Genomic DNA, 18,246 nt, shown 5'->3' with positions numbered 1-18,246 from the left:
CGAAAGGAAACAGCGCACCGATGCCCGACACGAACATGTTCGCCTGGGACCAGGGGGCCGACGGCGTCGTCGTACTGACGATGGACGACCCGGACCAGCCGATCAACGTCATGAACCAGACCTACGTGGACTCGATAGAGGCCACCCTGGAGCGTCTGGAGGCCGAGCGGGAAGGCATCACCGGTGTCGTGCTCGCCTCCGCCAAGAAGAGCTTCTTCGCCGGCGGTGACGTCGGCTTCATGAGCAGGGCCCGGCCGGAGGACGCCGCGGCCCTCACCGAGCTGTGCTCCACGATGAAGAACCAGTTGCGTCGGTTGGAGACGCTGGGCCGACCGGTGGCCGCGGCCATCAACGGCACGGCCCTGGGCGGCGGACTGGAGGTCGCACTCGCCTGCCACCACCGGATCGCGCTGGACGTCGCGAGCACACGCATCGGCCTGCCGGAGGTGACCCTCGGGCTACTGCCCGGCATCGGGGGCGTCAGCCGGACGGTCCGACTCCTGGGTCTGGAGAGGGCGCTGACGGACGTCCTGCTCCAGGGACAGTGGTACCGCCCGGCCAAGGCGCTGGCCAAGGGCCTTGTGCACGAACTGGCCGACACCCCGCAGGAGCTGCTGGCCAAGGCCCGGGAGTGGGTGCTGGCCAACCCCGACGCCGCCCAGCCGTGGGACCTGCCGAACCACCGCATGCCCGGGGGCTCCCCCGACCACCCCGGGCTCCGGCCGATGCTTCCGGCCTTCCCCGCCAACCTGCGCAAACGACTCAAGGGCGCGAACATGCCGGCGCCCCGCAACATCCTCGCCGCCGCGGTCGAGAGCGCGCGGTTGGACTTCGACTCGGGCCAGAAGGTCGAGACGAGCTACCTCGTGGAGCTGATGACCGGTCAGGTCTCCGCGAACATGATGCAGGCCTTCTTCTACGACACGCAGCACATCGAGAGCGGCGGCAACCGCCCCGAGGGGTACGAGAGGTTCGTCCCGGAGACGGTGGCCGTGCTGGGCGCGGGCATGATGGGCGCCGGTATCGCCTACTCGTGCGCGCGGGCCGGCCTGCGGGTGGTGCTGAAGGACGTCGAGTGGGCGGCGGCCGAGCGGGGCAAGCGGTACTCCGAGAAGCTGGTCGCCAAGGCCGTCGCCAAGGGGCGGATGACCCGGGTGAGGGCCGACGAGTTGCTCGCCCGGATCTCGCCGACCACCGACGCGACGGAGCTGAGCGACTGCGACCTGGTGATCGAGGCGGTCTTCGAGGACCCCGACCTGAAACAGAAGGTCTTCGCCGAGGTCGAGTCCGTCGCCCCGAACGCTCTGTTGGGCTCCAACACCTCCACCCTGCCGATCACCGATCTGGCCAAGGGGGTCGAGCGCCCGGAGGACTTCGTCGGCCTGCACTTCTTCTCCCCGGTGGACAAGATGCCGCTGTTGGAGATCATCGTCGGGGAACACACCTCCGACGCCACCCTCGCCAAGGCGGTCGACGTCGCCCGGCTCATCGGCAAGACCCCCATCGTGGTCAACGACGGTCGGGGCTTCTACACCAGCCGGGTGATCGGCAGGTTCGTCGACGAGGCCGTCGCGATGCTCGGTGAGGGGCTGCACCCGGCCTCCATCGAACAGGCGGGCCACCAGGCCGGCTACCCCGCGCCGCCGCTGCGACTCATGGACGAGCTGACCCTGACCCTGCCCCGCGGGATCCGCGAGGAGACCAAGGCCGCGGTCCTGGCCGAGGGCGGCGAGTGGAACGCGCACGGTTCGGAAGTGGTCATCGACCGGATGATCGACGAGTTCTCCCGGGGTGGACGCTCGACGGGGGCCGGTTTCTACGACTACGAGGACGATCGACGCGTCGGACTCTGGCCGGGTCTACTGGAGCACTTCACCGTCGAAGGGCGGACCATTCCGTTCGAGGACATGAAGGAGCGGATGCTCTTCGCCGAGTCCCTCGACACGATCCGCTGCCTGGACGAAGGGGTACTGCGGTCGGTGCCCGACGCCAACGTCGGTTCCATCCTGGGCATCGGATTCCCGGCCTGGACCGGGGGCACCCTGCAGTACGTGAACGGCTACCCGGGGGGCCTTTCGGGGTTCGTCACCCGGGCCAAGGAGCTCGCCGCCGCCTACGGCGAACGGTTCGAACCACCGGCGTCCCTGGTGGCCAAGGCCGAGCTGGGAGAGCGCTACGAGTGAGTGCTCGTCGGTGGAGCGGGCCGGGGACCCGGTCCCCCGGTCCGCTCCGGAGGCCGCAGCATGGGCACCAGGAACTGTTCGGCTATCGCCCGCAGTTCCGCGTCGTCGTCCAGGTCGACCATGTGGCTGGGGATGATGAGGAAGGACGCGGAGACACGGACCATCAGTTCCGCGACGCGTTCGACCTCCACGTCGGGTTCGATGTTGCCCGCCTGTTGTTCGAGGCGCAGTTGTCCGGCGACGAACGTGCACACCGTCGCCAGCGTGCGTCCACCGTCGTTGATCATGGAGGGCGCGACCACGTCCGGTTCGTCGTTGAGCAGAACCCCTATCAACGGATGCGCGCGAATGGTCCGCAACGAACTCGCGAAGCCGTACACCACCCGTTCGCATACCGTGTTCGCCTGCTTTATGTCGATGAGGAACCGGTCGAAGTAACGACGGAACTCACGCCGCACCACGTTCTCGATCAACGCGTCCTTCGTGGCGAAACGGCGATAGACCGTGATCCTGGAGACCCCGGCCAGGGTGCCCACGTCCTCCATCGTGGAACGTCTGATGCCCATTCGACAGAACTGCTCGTAGGCCGCGTCGAGCACACGTGTGGTGATCTCGTCCTGGTCATCGACCCGACCGACCGCGTCCGCGTACGCGCGTTCCAGGAGGGATTCCGGTTCTGAGGGCGCCATGGTCACAGATAATACAGGCTCCATGGATTCACCTTCCTCTCGTGTTCATCGAGCCCGGATCCAGGACGAACTTTTCCACCCTGGCCCGGACACTGTTCGGGCTGATGAAAGCCACTGCCGAGAACCGGTCCGCTTAGCGGTTCGATGAACGGATCATGTTAAGGGTCTGGCGCTTCACGTTAAGTTGTGTTTCGCTGATGATACGCAGAATCAAACTACGTATCACAGTATCATCCTGGTCCTGTGTTTCGAGAGAGGATCCCAACCATGGCGCACATCAACAGGCGCCGAGCCCTCATCGCCGCCGGTGCCTTCGGTGCCTTGGTGGCCGCGGCCCCGGCCCAGGCACGCGCGATGGCCGGCTGGAACTGGTCTCCCACCGACTCGGTGGCCGGTTCAGGCGCCGGACTCGACCCGCACCAGGTCTGGGACCCGGTGGCCGATCCCCTCCTGAAGTCACTGTTCGAGCGGGGAGCCATCCCCGAGGTCAACGACGCCCTGTGGAACTGGAACACCAACGAACAGGCACTGCCCGAGGGTCTGCCCTCCGACCTGCGGGACTTCATGGAAGAGGCCCGTCGGATGCCCTCCTGGGCCGACCAGGAGAAGCTGGAGGTCGCCGCCGAGTTCAACCGCACCCACGGGCTCTACCTCAACCTGAACAACGGTCCCGGTGGTGGCATGCTCGCCTGTGCCATCCCCGCCGAGGCGCGCTCGGTCTACTACTCCGCCGGTGGCGCGGACATGAAGGACCGGGTGGCCAAGACGAGCCTCTTCGGTTTCGCGGTCGGTTCACTGGACGCCTACCGCCCCGAGGGGACCTGCGTGGTCGAGTGCGTCAAGACCCGGCTGGTGCACGCGGGGGTGCGGCACCTGCTCCCCCAGTCCCCGCACTGGCGGGACTCCGCGGACGAGGACCTCCCGATCAACCAGGAGGACATGCTCGTCACCTGGCACACGCTGCCGACCTTCGCCATGCGCAACATGCAGGAGTGGGAGGTGACGATCACCGACGACCAGGCCGAGGCCTACCTGCACGTGTGGCAGGTGACCGCGGCCCTGCTCGGGATCTCCGAGGAGTACATCCCCGCCACCTGGGAGGCCGCCTACGCGCAGTCGGACGAGATCATGGCGCGGAACATGGGACCCACCGAGGAGGGCACCTACCTCGCCGACACCCTCCTGGCCCAACTGTCCGACCGCATCGGCAGCGCCTCCCGCCCCCTGGTCAACTCCCTGGCCCGCTTCCTCATCGGTGACGAGGTCGCCGACTCCATCGAGATCCCGCGCGAACGCCCGTGGGACGACCTGGTCGTCAGAGCTTGGCCGACCTTCGTCAGGTTCCGCGAGGGCCTCATTCCGCGCCCGCTCGTGCCCCAGATCGCCTGGACCATCGAAGAGTTCATCCGCCAGTACACGCTGCTCTCCCTCACCGACGGTGAGGAGACCAAGATCGAGATCCCCACGCACAACAACCCCGACTACTGATCTCGAAACGGGCAGAACCCCCCACTCACCCCCCGCTCTTCGGGCAACGGTGTACCGACCGGCCCGGTGAAGGAGTCACGGACATGAAGGACCTCAACAGACGAACGATTCTGGCCGGCGGAACCCTCGGAGCGTTCGGGGCCATGGGCATGATGTCCCCCGCCTACGCACGCGCCATGACCAACTGGACCTGGTCGGCGGACCAGTCCATCGCCGGTTCCGGCACCGGCATCGACCCCCTGAACGTCTGGGACCCCAAGGGCGACCCGATCGTCGCCGGCCTCCTCGATGACGGAGTGGTCCCCGAGGTCAACGAACTGCTGCGGCAGTGGACCCGCAACGACCAGGACCTGCCCTCCGGGCTCCCCGCGGAGTTGAAGAACTTCATGGAAGAGGCCCGGCAGATGCCCTCCTGGGCCGACACCGACAAGCTGGAACTGGCGGTCGAGTTCAACGAGAAGCGCGGCCTTTACCTCGGCACCCTGTACGGGCTGGCCAGCGGCATGATGTCCACCGTCATCCCGCGCGAGGCCCTGGCGGTCTACTACTCCAAGGGGGGTTCGGACATGAAGGCCCGAATCTCCAAGACCGCCAAGCTCGGCTACGACATCGGCGCCACCAACGCCTACCGGCCCGACGGCGAGATGATCGTGACCGCGGTCAAGACCCGACTGGTCCACGCCGCGGTGCGACACCTGCTCCCGCAGTCCTCCTTCTGGAAGGAGGTCGCCGACGAGGAGATCCCCATCAGCCAGGCGGACATCATGGTCACCTGGCACAGCCTGCCGACCACCGTGATGCGCATGCTGACGGACTGGGAGATCCCCATCCCGGACGACGAGTCCGATGCCTTCCTGCACTCCTGGCAGGTCAGCGCCGCCATGCTCGGGGTCGACGACGAGTACATCCCCGCTTCATGGGACGCCGCGAACTCGCAGGCCGAACAGGTGCTCGACCCGATCCTGGCCCCGACCCGCGAGGGCATCGATCTGGCCGACATCCTCCTCGACCTGGCCAAGAACGTCGACGCCGGCATCGTCAGCCGACCGATCCTGGGCGCCTTCACCCGATTCATGCTCGGTGACGAGATCGCCGAGTGGTTGGAGATCCCCAAGGAACCGATCTGGGACCGGGCGCTGGACACGTTCTGGGACCCGTTCGTCGCCGTTCGCGAGGGCGTGCTCGACCGCTTCCCCGGCACCAGCACCCTCTACTGGACCTTCGACGAGTTCCTGCGCCGAGCGATGTTGCTCTTCCTCTCCGAGCTCCAGCCGATCAGCATCGAGATCCCCACCACCAACAACCCCGACTACTGACCCCTCGCCGGGTCCGCGGCACGGTACCTCCGCGCCGTGGACCCGTGTCGCGGCGAAGCAACGAAGGAATGGCGAGATCGATTCGATGAGTCAATCCGGACAACCCCTCGCGCCCCGTCCCGGCGCGCACGTCGTCGGTAGACGCCGCTTTCTCGGATACGTGCTGGCGGGCGCCACGTTGGTCACCGCCGCGGAGCTCGTCCTACCGGAGGCGGCCGGGGCCGAGGAGGCACAGGCCGCCGACCTGACGGACATCGTCGACCTCAACGACGTGATGACGCTGGCGGCCAAGCCGACCTCGCTGCTGATCACGGTCGAGGTCCACGACGACGGCACGGTCTCGTTCGCCCTGCCACGCGCGGAGGTCGGTCAGGGCATCACCACGTCGACGGCGATGCTGATCGCCGAGGAGATGGACCTACCGCTGGACCGGGTACGGGTCACCCTGGCCGACGCCCGACCGGAACTGCTCTTCAACCAGCTCACCGGCGCCTCGAACACCACGATCTCGACCTACACCCCCATCCGGATCGCGGCCGCCGCCGCACGACTGCGGCTCATGGAGGCCGCCGCCGACGAGTTCGGCTCCGACGTGGACGCACTGACCCTGCGAGACGGCGTGATCTCCGACGAGGCCGGACACAGCGCCGACATCGGGACCCTGGCGGCCAAGGCCGCGAGCGAGACCGACGAGGAGGTGGACGTCGAACTCAAGTCGGCCGGGGCGTTCAACGTCGTCGGCACACCCCAGAACCGCGTCGACGCGCTCGACGCCGTCACCGGGCGCAAGAAGTTCGCCATGGACCTCGCCGTGGAGAACGCCCTACCGACCATGGTGTGCCGGGCACCGACCATCAACGGCACGCCCGCCTCGGTCTCCAACGCCGACGCCGTACTGGAGATGCCGGGCGTCACCGACGTCGCGAGCATCTCCACGGGTGTGGCGGTACGGGCCGAGACCTTCGGCCAGTGCATGGACGCCGTTCGGACCCTGGAGGTCTCCTGGGCCTCGGGCAGCGCCGACGGGTTGTCCGACGCGGACGTGCTCCGGGAACTGGAGGGGGCCGAGCCGCGCATGCCGTTGCCGCTGCCGGGCATCTCCCGGATGGAGGAGAAGTTCACCTTCCACTTCCGCAACAACAGCGCCCTGGAGCCGAACTGCGCGATCGCCGACGTGCGTTCCGACAGAGCGGAGATCTGGGCGGGGCTGAAGTCGCCGATCGTCGCCCAGGGCGAGATCGCCAAGCTGCTCGGCCTGCGACAGAGCGCGGTGACCGTGCACGTCACCGAGAGCGGTGGTTCGTTCGGGCGCAAGCTGTTCTTCGACGCCGCGCTGGAGGCGGCGGAGGCCTCGAAGGCGTTCGGCAAGCCGGTCAAGCTCATGTGGCACCGGGCCGACGACACCCGCCAAGGGCGCACCCAGCCGATGGCCATCTCGCGCGTGCGCATCTCCCACACTCGCAACCACGTGCTGCGCTACGACCAGCGGCACACCAGCGTCGCCACCGACCTGAGCCACGGGTTCGGCGACGTGGTGACCGCCATGGCGGCGCAGGTCCCGGGGCTGGACGGCACGTTCTCCCAGGTGTTCTTCCAGCTCTCCCAAGCGACGTCCTACGACTTCGGGCTCAGCACCCGCCTGCTCAACGAGACCAACCGGAGCTTCAACACCGGGAGCATGCGCAACGTCTATTCCCCGAACGTCCTGACCGCCCGTGAACTGATGGTCGACCGGCTCGCCCGGGAGTGGGACCACGACCCCTACGAGTTGCGGCGCGACTTCCTGGACGACGAACGTTCCCGCGCGGTCCTGGACAAGGTCGCCGAGGTCGGCGAGTGGGGCCGGGAGATGCCCGAGAACACCGCGCAGGGCATCGCGTTCATGCACGAGTACAAGTCCGTGTGCGCGGTACTGGTCGAGATCGACTGCCGACCCGAGACCATCGAGCGCCCCATCCGCAACGGTGTGGCGGGCCCGCGCGTGACCAAGGCGGTCTGCGCCGTGGACGTGGGTCTGGCGGTCAACCCGCGCGGCCTGGAGGCACAGATGCAGGGCGGGATCATGGACGGCATCGCGCTCGCCCTGTCCTCCAGCCTGCACCTGGAGGACGGCCACTTCCTCGAAGCGAGCTGGGACAACTACTTCTACACCCGCCAGTGGAACACGCCTCCGGAGATGGAGGTCATCGTGATGCCGGCGAACGGGGAGCCCGGCGGCGCGGGCGAACTGGCCGTCGCCCCGGCCAACGCGGCCGTGGCCTGCGCGTACGGTCGGGCCACCGGCACGATGCCCACCACCTTCCCCATCAACCACGGGGAACTGTCCTTCGACCCCATCCCGACCGTGCCCCCGATCCCCGAATCCCCCACCGACGGCCTGGACGACGCGGTCTGAACCGAGGAGAACCCCCCATGCCCGAGCACACCTTCCGCCTCAACGGTGAACAGGTCACCGTTGACGTCGCCGACGACGTACGACTCCTGTGGGTACTGCGCGACGTCCTCGGTGTCACCGGCCCCAAGTACGGGTGCGGCATCAGCGTCTGCCGGGCCTGCACCAGCCACTTCAACGGCAGGGCGATCACCCCGTGCGCCGTCCCTGTCTCGGCCCTGGAGGAGTCCGACGAGATCACGACCATCGAGGGTCTGCCCGACACCGTCGGTCAAGACCTACACCCGATGCAGGAGGCCTGGCTGGAGCAGGACGTGTCCCAGTGCGGCTACTGCCAACCGGGCCAGATCATGACGGCCGTCGCCCTGGTCCGGCGGGCCTCCGACGAGGGCCGTCAGATCACCGACGAGGACCTGGACGGCATCCGCAACATCTGCCGCTGCGGCACCTACCCGCGTATCCGGGAGGCCATCCGGAACGGCGCCGAACGCATGTGAAAGGGCCATGCGGCCCCCTCGGCGAACCCGTTCAAGTCCGGCCACGGCGGCACATCGCCCGACTGTCACGGCTGGAGGTCGACCAGTGAGGCGTTGTCCCGCCACAGGGCGTCCCTCACCCTGTCGTCGCGAGCGGGTTCCGAGGGCTCCGGCCAAGTGAGCGCATCGCGTCGAACAGCCGCGTAGTAGCACCCGGCGGGCGGGTCCACCCTCCCCAGCGCGATCGCTCCCAGGTGGGCACCGCCCGCCTCCTTACCGACGTGAACCGCTCCGGAATCGCCGGCGGGCGCGGGAAGACACGAACGTTCCCCAAGGGCGCCCGACCACCGCGCATCAGCGTGACGGCCCCGAGTCCAGCGGTTCGTCAGACCTCGCGTCGCGCCTTGTCATAGCGGGCGGCGCAGCCCGTCCAGCACGAGGGTGATGACATCGTCGGCCTCGGCCCGCCAGTCGGGGCGATCGTGGGCCGCGCCGATGCCGTGCAGTGCCATCATGATGGCGCCGGGGCCCAGGTCGTCACGGATGCCGCCGTCCGCGACGGCTGCGGTCACCAGGTCCGCGACCGCCTGTTCCAACGCCTTACCGCCTTCGGCGAGCGCACCCGAGCGGCTGGCCATGAGCGTGGCCAGCGTCCGGGCCAGGCCCTCGTGGGCACCTATGTGGTCGACCATGGCACGCAGGAAGGTCGCCAGCGCTTCCGCCGCCGGCAGCTCGCCCTGTAGTTCGCGAGCACGGGCGCACAGTGTGGCGACCTCCTTGTGGTAGACCGCCTCGGCCAGCGCCTCCCTGGTGGGGAAATGGCGGTACAGCGTGCCGGTGCCCACCCCGGCCAGACGGGCGAAGTCGTCGAAGCGCAAGTCGAAGAAGTCGCCCGCGTCGAAGACCTCCCGAGCCGTGGCGAGCAGGGCGTCGCGGTTGCGCTGGGCGTCGGCGCGCAGCGGCTTGCCTGCGGTCATGCATTGCCTCCCGTTGACAACTGGAGATCGTCTCCATATCTTCAAAGTGGAGATTGTCTCCACATAAATGATACCCCACGAGGTGTGCCATGAAGATCCTGATGTTCGGCCGAGGCGTGATCGCCACCATCTACGGCTGGGCCCTCGAACAAGCCGGGCATGACGTCGAGTTCTACGTCCGGCCGGGCCGCGCGGCGACGTACGGAGACGCTGTGGACCTCGACCTGATCGATACGCGGCGCCGGATGTGGGGGCAGCGCGTCGTCGAGAAGTGGCCGGTGCGCTACCGCGAGGCGCTGGAGCCGGACCACGACTTCGACCTGATCGTGCTCAGCGTGCCGCACCACCACATCGCGGAGGCGACGGCCTTCCTGGCCCCGCGTGTGGGCCGGGCCACGGTGCTGATCCTCGGCAACATCTGGACCGAGCCGGCGGCCGCGATCGGCGACCTCCCCGCCGACCGGATCGCCTGGGGCTTCCCCCAGGCCGGTGGCGGTTTCAGCGCGGACGGCGTGCTCCGTGGGGCGCTGCTGCCGTCGGTGGTCTTCGGCACCCTCGGCCCGCCCCCGACCGACCGAGAGCGGGCCGTTCGCCAGGCGTTTCGCCAGGCCGGGCTCCGGATCAAGGAGCGGTCCGACTTCCGCGGCTGGCTGTGGGTCCATTTCGTGTCGGATGCCGGCCTCTTCTCGCAGGGCTTGCGGCTGGGTTCCCTGTCCAAGTTGGTCGGGGCAACGGACGACCTGCGCGAAGGGTTACTGGCCGGCCGGGAGCTGCTGCCGCTCCTCCAGGCGCGTGGCGTTGACCTGCGCCAACACTGGGGCGGTGTGCTGCTGTTCCGGGCACCCACCTGGCTGACGGCCCCCGCGCTCGCCTGGCTGACCGCTCATTTCGCGCTCGCGCGCGTGAGTCTCGCGGCGCACTCCGACCCCGACGCCGAGGAGCCGCGTGCGGTCTGCAGGGACGTCCTGGCCGAGGCACGGCGGCTGGACGTCCCAGTACCACGGCTGGCAGCGGCGGAACCGCACTTCGCCCATGAGGGGACGGGTCGAGTCTGAATCCGCCGATGTTGTCGGTCCCGGTGGTCCGTTGCGGCTCCTCGGCCCGCCACATCCCAGAGCCGAATCCGATCGCACCAGTCGGTCGGCTGCCGTTCACACATGGCTTTGGCAGTCCAATCCCTATCGCCTGTCCGTGACGTCGTGGAAGGAAGAAGTCATGACCACCACCGAGAAGCACGAGTTCCCCATGGCCCGTACGTGCCCGTTCGCGCCGCCGCCGGCGTACCAGGAGATCCGCGAAGAAGAACCGGTCTCACGGGTTCGCCTGCCCGACGGGGGGTGGGCCTGGGTGGTCAGCCGCCACGAAGACGTGCGAAACGTGTTGAACGACCGACGGTTCAGCGCCCATCGGCAGCATCCGGATTTCCCAGCACTGGTCGAGGGCGAGGCGGTGTCCCGGCGGCCGGACGCGGAGCGCATGCTGCTCGAAATGGACGCGCCCGAGCACGGGCCGGCGCGCAAGGCCGTGCTCGGCGAGTTCACGGTGCGCCGGTTGGAAGCGCTGCGGCCGCGGATCCAGCAGATCGTCGACGGGCAGATCGACGCGCTGCTGGCCGGCCCGCACCCCGGTGACCTGGTGAAATCGCTATCGCTGCCGGTCCCGTCCCTGGTGATCTGCGAGATGCTGGGGGTGCCCTACGCCGACCATGAGTTCTTCCAGGGCCTCACGGTGAAGGTGATCAAGCAGTCGACGCCGCCCGAGGAACGGGGTGCGGCCATGGGGGCCATCCAGGGCTACATGGCCGACCTCGTCGCGGAGAAGGAACTGAACCCGCCGGACGATCTACTCGGGCGCCAGATCGTCAAGCTGCGCGCGGACGGCACCTACCGGCGGTCGGCATTGACCGGCATGGGCCTCCTGCTACTCGTGGCCGGCCACGACACGACGGCGAACATGATCTCGTTGTCGACCGTGGCGTTCCTGCGCAACCCGGAGCAGCTCGCGAAGATCAGGACCGATCCAGGCAAAACGCTCAACGCGGTCGACGAGATGCTTCGGTACTTCACGATCATCGACGCGGCGACAGCCCGGCTGTGCATCGAGGACATCGAGATCGGCGGGCAGCTCATCAAAGCCGGGGAAGGCGTGCTGGCACTCTCCTATGCGGCCAACCGTGACCCGAGGGCGTTCGAGAACCCGGACGAGCTCGACATCGAACGGCACGCGCGCCAACACGTCGCGTTCGGGTTCGGACCCCACCAGTGCCTGGGACAGAACCTGGCCCGAATGGAACTCCAAATCGTGTTCGACACACTGTTCCGCCGTGTCCCCACGCTGCGGTTGGCGAGAGACGTCGACGAACTGCCGTTCAAGGACGACGCGAACATCTTCGGCCTCTACCAGCTCCCGGTCACCTGGTAGAGGCCGCCCCACCCACCACCTCAGGAGATGAGGACCATGAAGATCATCGCGGACACCGACAGGTGCGTCGGCGCCGGACAGTGCGTGCTCACTGAGCCCGAGCTGTTCGACCAGAGCGAGGACGACGCCACGGTCATCGTGCTGGACGAGACACCGAGGAGTGAGCTGATCGAGAAGGCCCGCGAAGCGGTGCACCTGTGTCCTGGCCAGGCCCTCTCACTGGAAGCGTCGCCCAACCGAGGCTGACCTTACGGTCCGATACGACGTGGGCCGACACCCCGTCGGAGAAACAGAGAGGGGCCCACCTCGCGGTGGACCCCTCTCCTACTGCGTCGGGACGGCGGGATTTGAACCCACGACCCCTTGACCCCCAGTCAAGTGCGCTACCAAACTGCGCTACGTCCCGTCCGTTGACCAGCGCCTGCGGCGTTGCCAACAGGGAAAACCATACCGTATCGGGAGAGGTGTTCGGACCGGGATCCCCGCTGGGCGGCCGGTCCGGTTCAGGGAACCAATCCTTCGAGGACCTGTGATCGTTCGTCCTCGCTCAGGAGGACCACCGCGCCGGGTGTCGGCATGAGGATCGGTTCGCTCGATACCGTGCCGATCTGACGATCGTCCTGGAGCACGTTCCCCTCGCCCCAGGTGGTCGTCTCTCCGAACGGGACCGCTTGGACGACGACTTCGATGTCGTCGGCGTGCAGGCCGTGGGTCCTGGTGATCACCAGTGCGTCGTCGAGGACGACGATCTTGTCGGAACCGATGTGGACGCTCAGGTGGGTCTCCGTCAGCACGGCGGTGTCGGTGATCTCGCCCGAAGCGTCGGCACGGTGGAAGGTGTACTCCAATCGGTCGGTGTCGAAGGCGACGACGCTTCCCCGTGGATCCGCGTGGACCACGCCCTGGAAGTCGTCGGCTTCGGTCCCATCCGGGAGGGTGACGAGTTCGTTCCCGGTCGCCGGGTCCAGGACGACGGTGCGTCCCTGCGGCCCATCGTCCACCACGATCGGGCTCCCCGCCCACGTGGTGGGGGTCTTGGTGGGTCTGGGGCCATTACCTTCGGCGGACGCGTCCCACTCGGTGCGCCAGACTTCGGTCCTCGATCTCGGGTCGACGGCCACGACCGTGTCGGTGCCCGGGTCTTCAGGGCAGCCGAAAACACCGACCAGCAGCCGATCATGAACCATGTGCTGCGAGACCACGCACTCCTGGGGCAGGTCCAGGGACTCGGCCACCAGTTCGCGGCCGTGCTCTCGCACCCCACCACCAGGGGGGACGACGGCGTCGGAGTCCTCTTCGGCGATTTCTCCGGTCTCCGCGTCGAGCGCCACCGTCTGGAGGAGGCCCTCACCGCCGTCGTCGGTGCCGACCTGGTGCCGTACGTGCACATGGCCCTCGTCGACCCACACGTCGCGGACCGGATCGTAGGGGCGCCGGTAGGACCACAGTTCCTCACCATCGGTCCCGTCCAGGGCCACGGCGCCGTCGCGGAGCAGGACGAGGGGCCCGTGGCCGCCCGGGAGCACCTCGGTGACCTCGGCGCCCATGGGCGGCCGCCACTCCCAGCCCACCCGGGCGACGTTCGCCGGGACCTGGGAGGGGTCGGGGAGGTCGCCGGCCACCTGTCGGGGGACCCAGGGCAGAAGAACGGTACCGACCAGTGTCCCGGTAAGGGCCACGGCCAGCGAGCCCGCTCCGGCGGCGGGCAGGGCGTGGAGCCAGGGCCGGGGTTCGGGCCGACTCAGTCCGAGGAGCAGGAGCGAGCAGCCCAGGCCGACCGCGCAGGCGGCCACCCACAGGTGCACCTCGGGGGGAGAGGGCGAGAAGGTCCCCGCGTCGCGTGTGGTGGCTTCGAAGGAGTCCCGGGGGAAGGTCGGCCAGGCCACCAGTAGCCCGACCACGGCCAGGGGGACCATCCGGAACGGGTAGCGCTTCTCGGAATCCTCCCGCCGGTCCACGACGAGGAAGAGGGCGAGGACCCCGACCAGCACTGAGAGCATCCACCAGGAACCTCCGCCGAAGGCCTCCCCGCCGTAGACCACGGCCACGATGACGAGCCACAGCAGGGCGCCGGCCACCGACCCAGCCCCGCACCAGGTCAGGGCGTTGCGCAACACCCCGGGGTTCTTCTCTTGAGTCACTGTTCCGTTCCGTTCATCGAGGGTCGTGCGCCGATGAGTGGGCGTGGCCGTCGGCGGCGAGGCAGGAGGGGGCCAGGGCCGGGTCGAGGAAGGGACCACTCGGGGAGAGTCCTTCGGCCACGTGTTTCGGTGGGCCCGGAACCCCACTCCCTACGACGAGGGCCACATTCCGCCACGAAAAGCTAGCAGCCTCCCTGGTCTGGCCTCCCACCGGCGCCGGCCGGTTCCGGCCAGACGTGAAACGCTTTCATGTTCATGACGGGCTCGGCGGGGTCCGGCGAACGGGACCGGGCAGGAGGGCGACGCGCGGGTGGACATCGTCCCATCACCGACCGTCACCGAACGGGGTTCGGTACGAGCCGAACCGGTGATCCTACCCATCCGGCCCCGGCCCTCTCCTCTCCGGGGCGATCGGGGGCGCCCACCACCCATTGCCCCAGCGCACCGGGTGTTCTTCAATGAGTGCGCCCCCGTACCCCCGAAAGGACCCGCACGCATGCCCTCCCTCAACAGGCGTGGATTCCTCCTGACCACCTCCGCCGGGGTCGGCGGCGCCCTCGCTCTGGGCGCCTACCCCACCTCGGCCTCCGCCCACGAAAGCCTCATGCGCCAGACCCTGGACCGGGTCGTGGCCCCGGAGGGGCCACCCTCGCCGAGATCGGTACCGCCGTCGGTGACGGCTACAAGCTGCTGACCTCCGGGCCCGGTTGGCCCATCGAGGTCCGCGAGGACCTCGTGGCCGCCCAGAGCGACCGCGACGACCGGCGCACCCCGCTGGCCGCCTTCGTCCAGTTCACCGACCTGCACTTGACTTCCTCCCCACGGCTAAAGCCGGGGGATTCCCACCAGCGATAACGCCGGTCGGTGCGCCTGCCCTCGCGGGGGCGCTGGTTCCTGCTTCACGGACCGGGTAACCCCAAGGTCTCCGCAGGCTGACACCGCATGCCCTGCGGCGCTGAGGATGTTCTTGGCCGCGTTCACATCGGCGTGATCGGTGTGGCCACAAGAGGTGCACGCGAACTCGGCTTGGCTCTTGCGCGAGTGGGCGTCCACCACCTTGCACCGATGACACGTCTGCGATGTGTAAGCGGGGTCGACCAGCACGATCCGCGTGCCGGTCTTGCGGGCGGCGTTGCGCAGCGCGAGTTCGAGCCGGTGCCACCCCTTGTCCAGGATGGCCCGGTTCAGTCCGGACTTTTGACGCACCTGCTTGCCGGGTACCTCGACGGTTCCCTTGGCGGAGGCGGTCATGTCGGTGGTGCGCAACCCCTCCAACACCACCACGTTGTGCCGGATGGTCAGTGTGCGGGTGAGCCGGCCGCAGAAGTCGGTGCGCCGGTCCACCGCACGGGTGGTGATGCGCCCCATGGCCTTCACCATCTTGGCCCGGTTGGTCGACCTCTTCCTACGCCGGGACAGTTTGCGCTGAAGGCGTAGGTACCGGGTCTTCTCCCCCACAGTGGCGAACGGGCGGTCGTAGAACGCGCCGGTGGACAACGTGGCCGCCACAGCCACACCCCGGTCCACCCCCACCGGGGTGCCCGGATGGTGCTCGGGGGTGAACAGCCCGTCTTCGACGAGGAACGATATGAACCAGTGCCCGCCCTTGCGGGATACGGTCGCCGAGCGGATCGTGCCGCCGAGGGGGCGGGAGGAGCGCAGCCGCACCCAGCCGAGCTTGGGCAACTTGGCCCGCGACCACTTGCGGTTCAGCTTCTCCACCACGATGAGGTTCCCGGCGGGGAAGCGGAACGAAGGCCGCCACCGGTACTTGGCCCGCCACCGCACGTTGAAGGTGCCCTTCTCCTGACAGGCTCGGTCCAGGTCCTGCAACGTCTGCTGGAGCACATGCGAGGGGGCCGCCTTCAGCCAGGCCTCTTCCGTCTTGGCCTCGGCCAACTGCCCGGCCTGAAGGTGGTACCCACAGAACGGCCCTTGTCGGCCCCGGGTGTAGCGGTCGACGTACTGGCGGCGCTGGTCCAGGGCGGTGTTCCACACCGCCCGGCAGATGTCACCGAACTCGGTGCACATCGCCTCCTGCGCATCGGTCAGAGCAAGCCGGTAACGACGACCCGACAACATCGTGGAACACCCCCTCTCAGCGGCTCTTCTGGTTGTGCACGTACCGCTCGATCGCTTCCAGCGGGGCGCCTCCGACGGTGGCCACGAAGTAGCCGTTGGTGCACAGCATCGGCAGACGGGAGGAGCGACCCTTGATGGTCTTGACGAGCCGGTGCACTCCGAGCCGGGGGCCGACCTCCACGAGTAGACGCACGTGGTCGGGCATGACCTCCATCTTCACCTTTGTCGGCCATGCCCTCGCGCGCGATCTCCTTCAGCCGTTCCTCGATGCGACCGCCGAGGACGCGGCGCCGGTACTCGGGGCACCAGAGCACGTGAAAGGCACACTGGAAGTGATGTCACGGTTCGAGCGCAAGGTGACGGACGCGTAACTCATCGTATGGCAAAGGGCTGTTCAATGATCCCGTTCGCGGAAAGACGGCTCTCCCCAGGGCTGAAGCCCGGGATCTGCGCCACCCGAAAAATTCCGATCAACACCGCCTCCCACATCGACCACCCGCAGCTGGCCCGCTGCGTCGAACTCGTCGACAACGCCGACGGGACCATGTCGCTGTTCACCACCCTCGTGGAGGCCGACAGTCCCTACCAGGTCGACCACGGAGACTTCTCCCCCGTCGGGCTGGCCTCCCTCTACCGGGAACTGTCCGTCAACGACCTCTACGCCGAGCCCGCCAAGCTGGGTTCCCCGGCCGACCGCAACGTCGAACTCCTGGTAGCGGCCCACCACCCCGCCCGCTGACGGAAGGGGGCACGAGCACCGGCTCGGGACATCCGGGCCGAAGCTGTGGCTCTTGGGCGTGATCCCATCGATTCGGGGGAGCCGTTGGTTTCGCCGGTTTCGTGCCGCCCGGGGGTGGGTGGTGTTGGCGGGGCGCTTGAGGTCGGGGATTTGGGCGCCCCGCCCACAAGCCTGCCCCTACCTCTCGGCCCCGACCTCCATCTTTCCTCCCGAATCCCCGCTCGCAGGGCCCCTCAGCCCTGCTCCTCCAGGGGTGGGACGTGCTCACCCTCCACCACGGGTCCCGGCGGCGTTCCGTCCCCGAACGGGCGACCGCCCAGCTCCTCCCGGTGGTGTGGGGTGAGCCAACCCCGTGGGTCCGGGCCGACGGCCACGATCCCGGTGGGGTTGATGGCGGTGTGCACCGCGTAGTAGTGGACCCGGATGTGCTCCAGGTTGGTGGTGTCGCCGAAGCCCGGGGTCTGGAACAGGTCGCGGGCGTAGGCCCACAGCGCCGGGTACTCGATGAGCTTGCGCCGGTTGCACTTGAAGTGGCCGTGGTAGGCGGCGTCGAAGCGCACCAGGGTGGCCCACAGGCGCAGGTCGGCCAGGGTGATGTGCTCGCCGACCAGGTAACGGCGTTCTGTCAGGCGCTCCTCCAGGGCGTCCAGGCGGTCGAAGACTCCGCGAACGGCCCGCTCGTAGCGCTCCTGGTCGGGGGCGAACCCGGAACGGTAGACACCGTTGTTGAGGTCGCGATAGACCTCGGCGCTGACGGCGTCGATCTCCTCGCGCAGCTCCTCGGGGTACAGTCGCGGCGCGCCGGCGCGGGCCAGACCGTCCCACTCGGTGGCCATGTCCACGCTGATCTGGTCGTAGTCGTTGGAGACCAGGTGGCCGGAGGCGACGTCCACGAGTCCGGGTACGCTCACACCGCCGTCGTAGTCGGGGTCCCGGGCCAGGTAGGCCTCGCGCAGGGCGTGGATGCCGAGCACGGGGTCCTTGTCGTCGGGGTTGCCGGTGCGTTCGGTGAACACCCAGTGCGGGTCGCCCTCGATGATCTCCTGCACGGGGTCGGTGACGGCCAGGGAGACCACCTGTTCCAGCCCCATGAGGCGGCGGGTCATCACGACGCGGTGCGCCCAGGGGCAGGCCCGGTTGATCACCAGCCGATAGCGTCCCGGTTCGGCGGTGCGACCGAAGCGTCCGTCGGAGGTGATCCGGTCGGCGAAGGCCGCGGTCTCGCGCTTGATCTCCTCGGTCGGCAGCCGATTGGCCCGCATGGCGCACACCCTCCGTGTTCTGGGAACCTCTGTCTCCCCGATCCTAGGCCGAACCCACGTCGGGAACCCGGTTGTCCACA

At 68.3% G+C, this 18,246-nt stretch carries 14 protein-coding genes, 1 tRNA gene and 2 pseudogenes; 10 read left to right on the top strand and 7 right to left on the bottom strand.

Features of this window, described 5'->3' with window-relative positions:
* The first annotated feature begins 20 nt into the window (after positions 1 to 20).
* Positions 21 to 2,183, top strand: coding sequence for a 3-hydroxyacyl-CoA dehydrogenase NAD-binding domain-containing protein (locus ACWGSK_RS24795; RefSeq protein WP_452456879.1), 2,163 nt, complete (start codon positions 21 to 23; stop codon positions 2,181 to 2,183).
* Here ACWGSK_RS24795 and ACWGSK_RS24790 read toward each other — a convergent pair.
* Positions 2,174 to 2,872: a TetR/AcrR family transcriptional regulator gene (locus ACWGSK_RS24790; RefSeq protein WP_358514251.1), complete on the bottom strand. Its 699-nt coding sequence runs from the start codon at positions 2,870 to 2,872 to the stop codon at positions 2,174 to 2,176. The two genes, ACWGSK_RS24795 and ACWGSK_RS24790, sit on opposite strands and share 10 nt — an antisense overlap.
* 267 nt (positions 2,873 to 3,139) lie before the next feature.
* Between ACWGSK_RS24790 and ACWGSK_RS24785 the strand changes: the two genes are divergently transcribed.
* The 4 genes from ACWGSK_RS24785 to ACWGSK_RS24770 all read left to right on the top strand — a co-directional run bounded on the left by ACWGSK_RS24785 (position 3,140) and on the right by ACWGSK_RS24770 (position 8,565).
* Positions 3,140 to 4,360 (top strand): oxygenase MpaB family protein, encoded by a 1,221-nt coding sequence (locus ACWGSK_RS24785; protein WP_358514252.1) that lies wholly within the window; start codon positions 3,140 to 3,142, stop codon positions 4,358 to 4,360.
* Positions 4,361 to 4,443: 83 nt separating this feature from the next.
* Positions 4,444 to 5,676, top strand: a complete 1,233-nt coding sequence (locus tag ACWGSK_RS24780) for an oxygenase MpaB family protein (protein ID WP_358514253.1) — start codon at positions 4,444 to 4,446, stop codon at positions 5,674 to 5,676.
* Between the two features lie 85 nt (positions 5,677 to 5,761).
* The gene (locus tag ACWGSK_RS24775; protein ID WP_452456878.1) at positions 5,762 to 8,071 is read left to right on the top strand and encodes a molybdopterin cofactor-binding domain-containing protein; all 2,310 of its coding nucleotides are present in this window, start codon (positions 5,762 to 5,764) and stop codon (positions 8,069 to 8,071) included.
* A 17-nt stretch (positions 8,072 to 8,088) separates the two neighbouring features.
* The gene (locus tag ACWGSK_RS24770; RefSeq protein ID WP_452456877.1) at positions 8,089 to 8,565 is read left to right on the top strand and encodes a (2Fe-2S)-binding protein; all 477 of its coding nucleotides are present in this window, start codon (positions 8,089 to 8,091) and stop codon (positions 8,563 to 8,565) included.
* Positions 8,566 to 8,951: 386 nt separating this feature from the next.
* Here the strand turns inward: ACWGSK_RS24770 and ACWGSK_RS24765 are convergent, their stop codons facing one another.
* On the bottom strand, positions 8,952 to 9,521 hold the full coding sequence (locus tag ACWGSK_RS24765) for a TetR/AcrR family transcriptional regulator (RefSeq protein WP_358514256.1): 570 nt from the start codon (positions 9,519 to 9,521) through the stop codon (positions 8,952 to 8,954).
* A 101-nt stretch (positions 9,522 to 9,622) separates the two neighbouring features.
* Between ACWGSK_RS24765 and ACWGSK_RS24760 the strand changes: the two genes are divergently transcribed.
* From ACWGSK_RS24760 to ACWGSK_RS24750, 3 genes are all read left to right on the top strand, one after another.
* Entirely contained in the window at positions 9,623 to 10,576 is a 954-nt protein-coding gene (locus tag ACWGSK_RS24760; RefSeq protein WP_358514257.1) for a ketopantoate reductase family protein, read from the top strand.
* 160 nt (positions 10,577 to 10,736) lie between these two features.
* The gene (locus ACWGSK_RS24755) at positions 10,737 to 11,942 is read left to right on the top strand and encodes a cytochrome P450 (protein ID WP_452456876.1); all 1,206 of its coding nucleotides are present in this window, start codon (positions 10,737 to 10,739) and stop codon (positions 11,940 to 11,942) included.
* A 36-nt stretch (positions 11,943 to 11,978) separates the two neighbouring features.
* Positions 11,979 to 12,188 carry a ferredoxin gene (locus ACWGSK_RS24750; protein WP_358514259.1) on the top strand — a complete coding sequence of 70 codons (210 nt, stop codon included), beginning with the start codon at positions 11,979 to 11,981 and terminating at the stop codon, positions 12,186 to 12,188.
* An 86-nt stretch (positions 12,189 to 12,274) separates the two neighbouring features.
* Here ACWGSK_RS24750 and ACWGSK_RS24745 read toward each other — a convergent pair.
* Together ACWGSK_RS24745 and ACWGSK_RS24740 are read right to left on the bottom strand one after the other, a co-directional pair.
* A tRNA-Pro gene (locus ACWGSK_RS24745) sits at positions 12,275 to 12,348 on the bottom strand.
* Positions 12,349 to 12,445: 97 nt separating this feature from the next.
* A complete protein-coding gene (locus ACWGSK_RS24740) occupies positions 12,446 to 14,083 on the bottom strand; it encodes an outer membrane protein assembly factor BamB family protein (RefSeq protein ID WP_358514261.1) in 1,638 nt (545 codons plus the stop codon).
* Positions 14,084 to 14,579: 496 nt separating this feature from the next.
* Here ACWGSK_RS24740 and ACWGSK_RS24735 point away from each other — a divergent pair, with 496 nt between their 5' ends.
* Complete coding sequence (locus ACWGSK_RS24735; RefSeq protein ID WP_452456875.1) at positions 14,580 to 14,777, top strand: hypothetical protein; 198 nt, start codon at positions 14,580 to 14,582, stop codon at positions 14,775 to 14,777.
* 131 nt (positions 14,778 to 14,908) lie between these two features.
* On the opposite strand, the gene ACWGSK_RS24730 is transcribed toward ACWGSK_RS24735, so the two are convergent.
* Entirely contained in the window at positions 14,909 to 16,165 is a 1,257-nt protein-coding gene (locus ACWGSK_RS24730) for an RNA-guided endonuclease InsQ/TnpB family protein (protein ID WP_452456874.1), read from the bottom strand.
* Between the two features lie 16 nt (positions 16,166 to 16,181).
* Positions 16,182 to 16,541: pseudogene (gene tnpA / locus ACWGSK_RS24725) on the bottom strand (IS200/IS605 family transposase).
* A gap of 93 nt (positions 16,542 to 16,634) precedes the next feature.
* On the opposite strand from tnpA, the pseudogene ACWGSK_RS24720 reads away from it, so the two are divergent.
* Positions 16,635 to 16,904 (top strand): annotated as a pseudogene (locus tag ACWGSK_RS24720) (TIGR03767 family metallophosphoesterase); the annotation flags it as partial.
* 233 nt (positions 16,905 to 17,137) lie between these two features.
* On the opposite strand, the gene ACWGSK_RS24715 reads toward ACWGSK_RS24720, so the two are convergent.
* Positions 17,138 to 18,166 (bottom strand): glutathione S-transferase family protein, encoded by a 1,029-nt coding sequence (locus tag ACWGSK_RS24715; protein ID WP_358513700.1) that lies wholly within the window; start codon positions 18,164 to 18,166, stop codon positions 17,138 to 17,140.
* Positions 18,167 to 18,246: the final 80 nt, after the last annotated feature.

The organism is Nocardiopsis sp. NPDC055551, from assembly GCF_053619415.1.
This window is presented reverse-complemented; position numbering and strand designations above follow the sequence as displayed.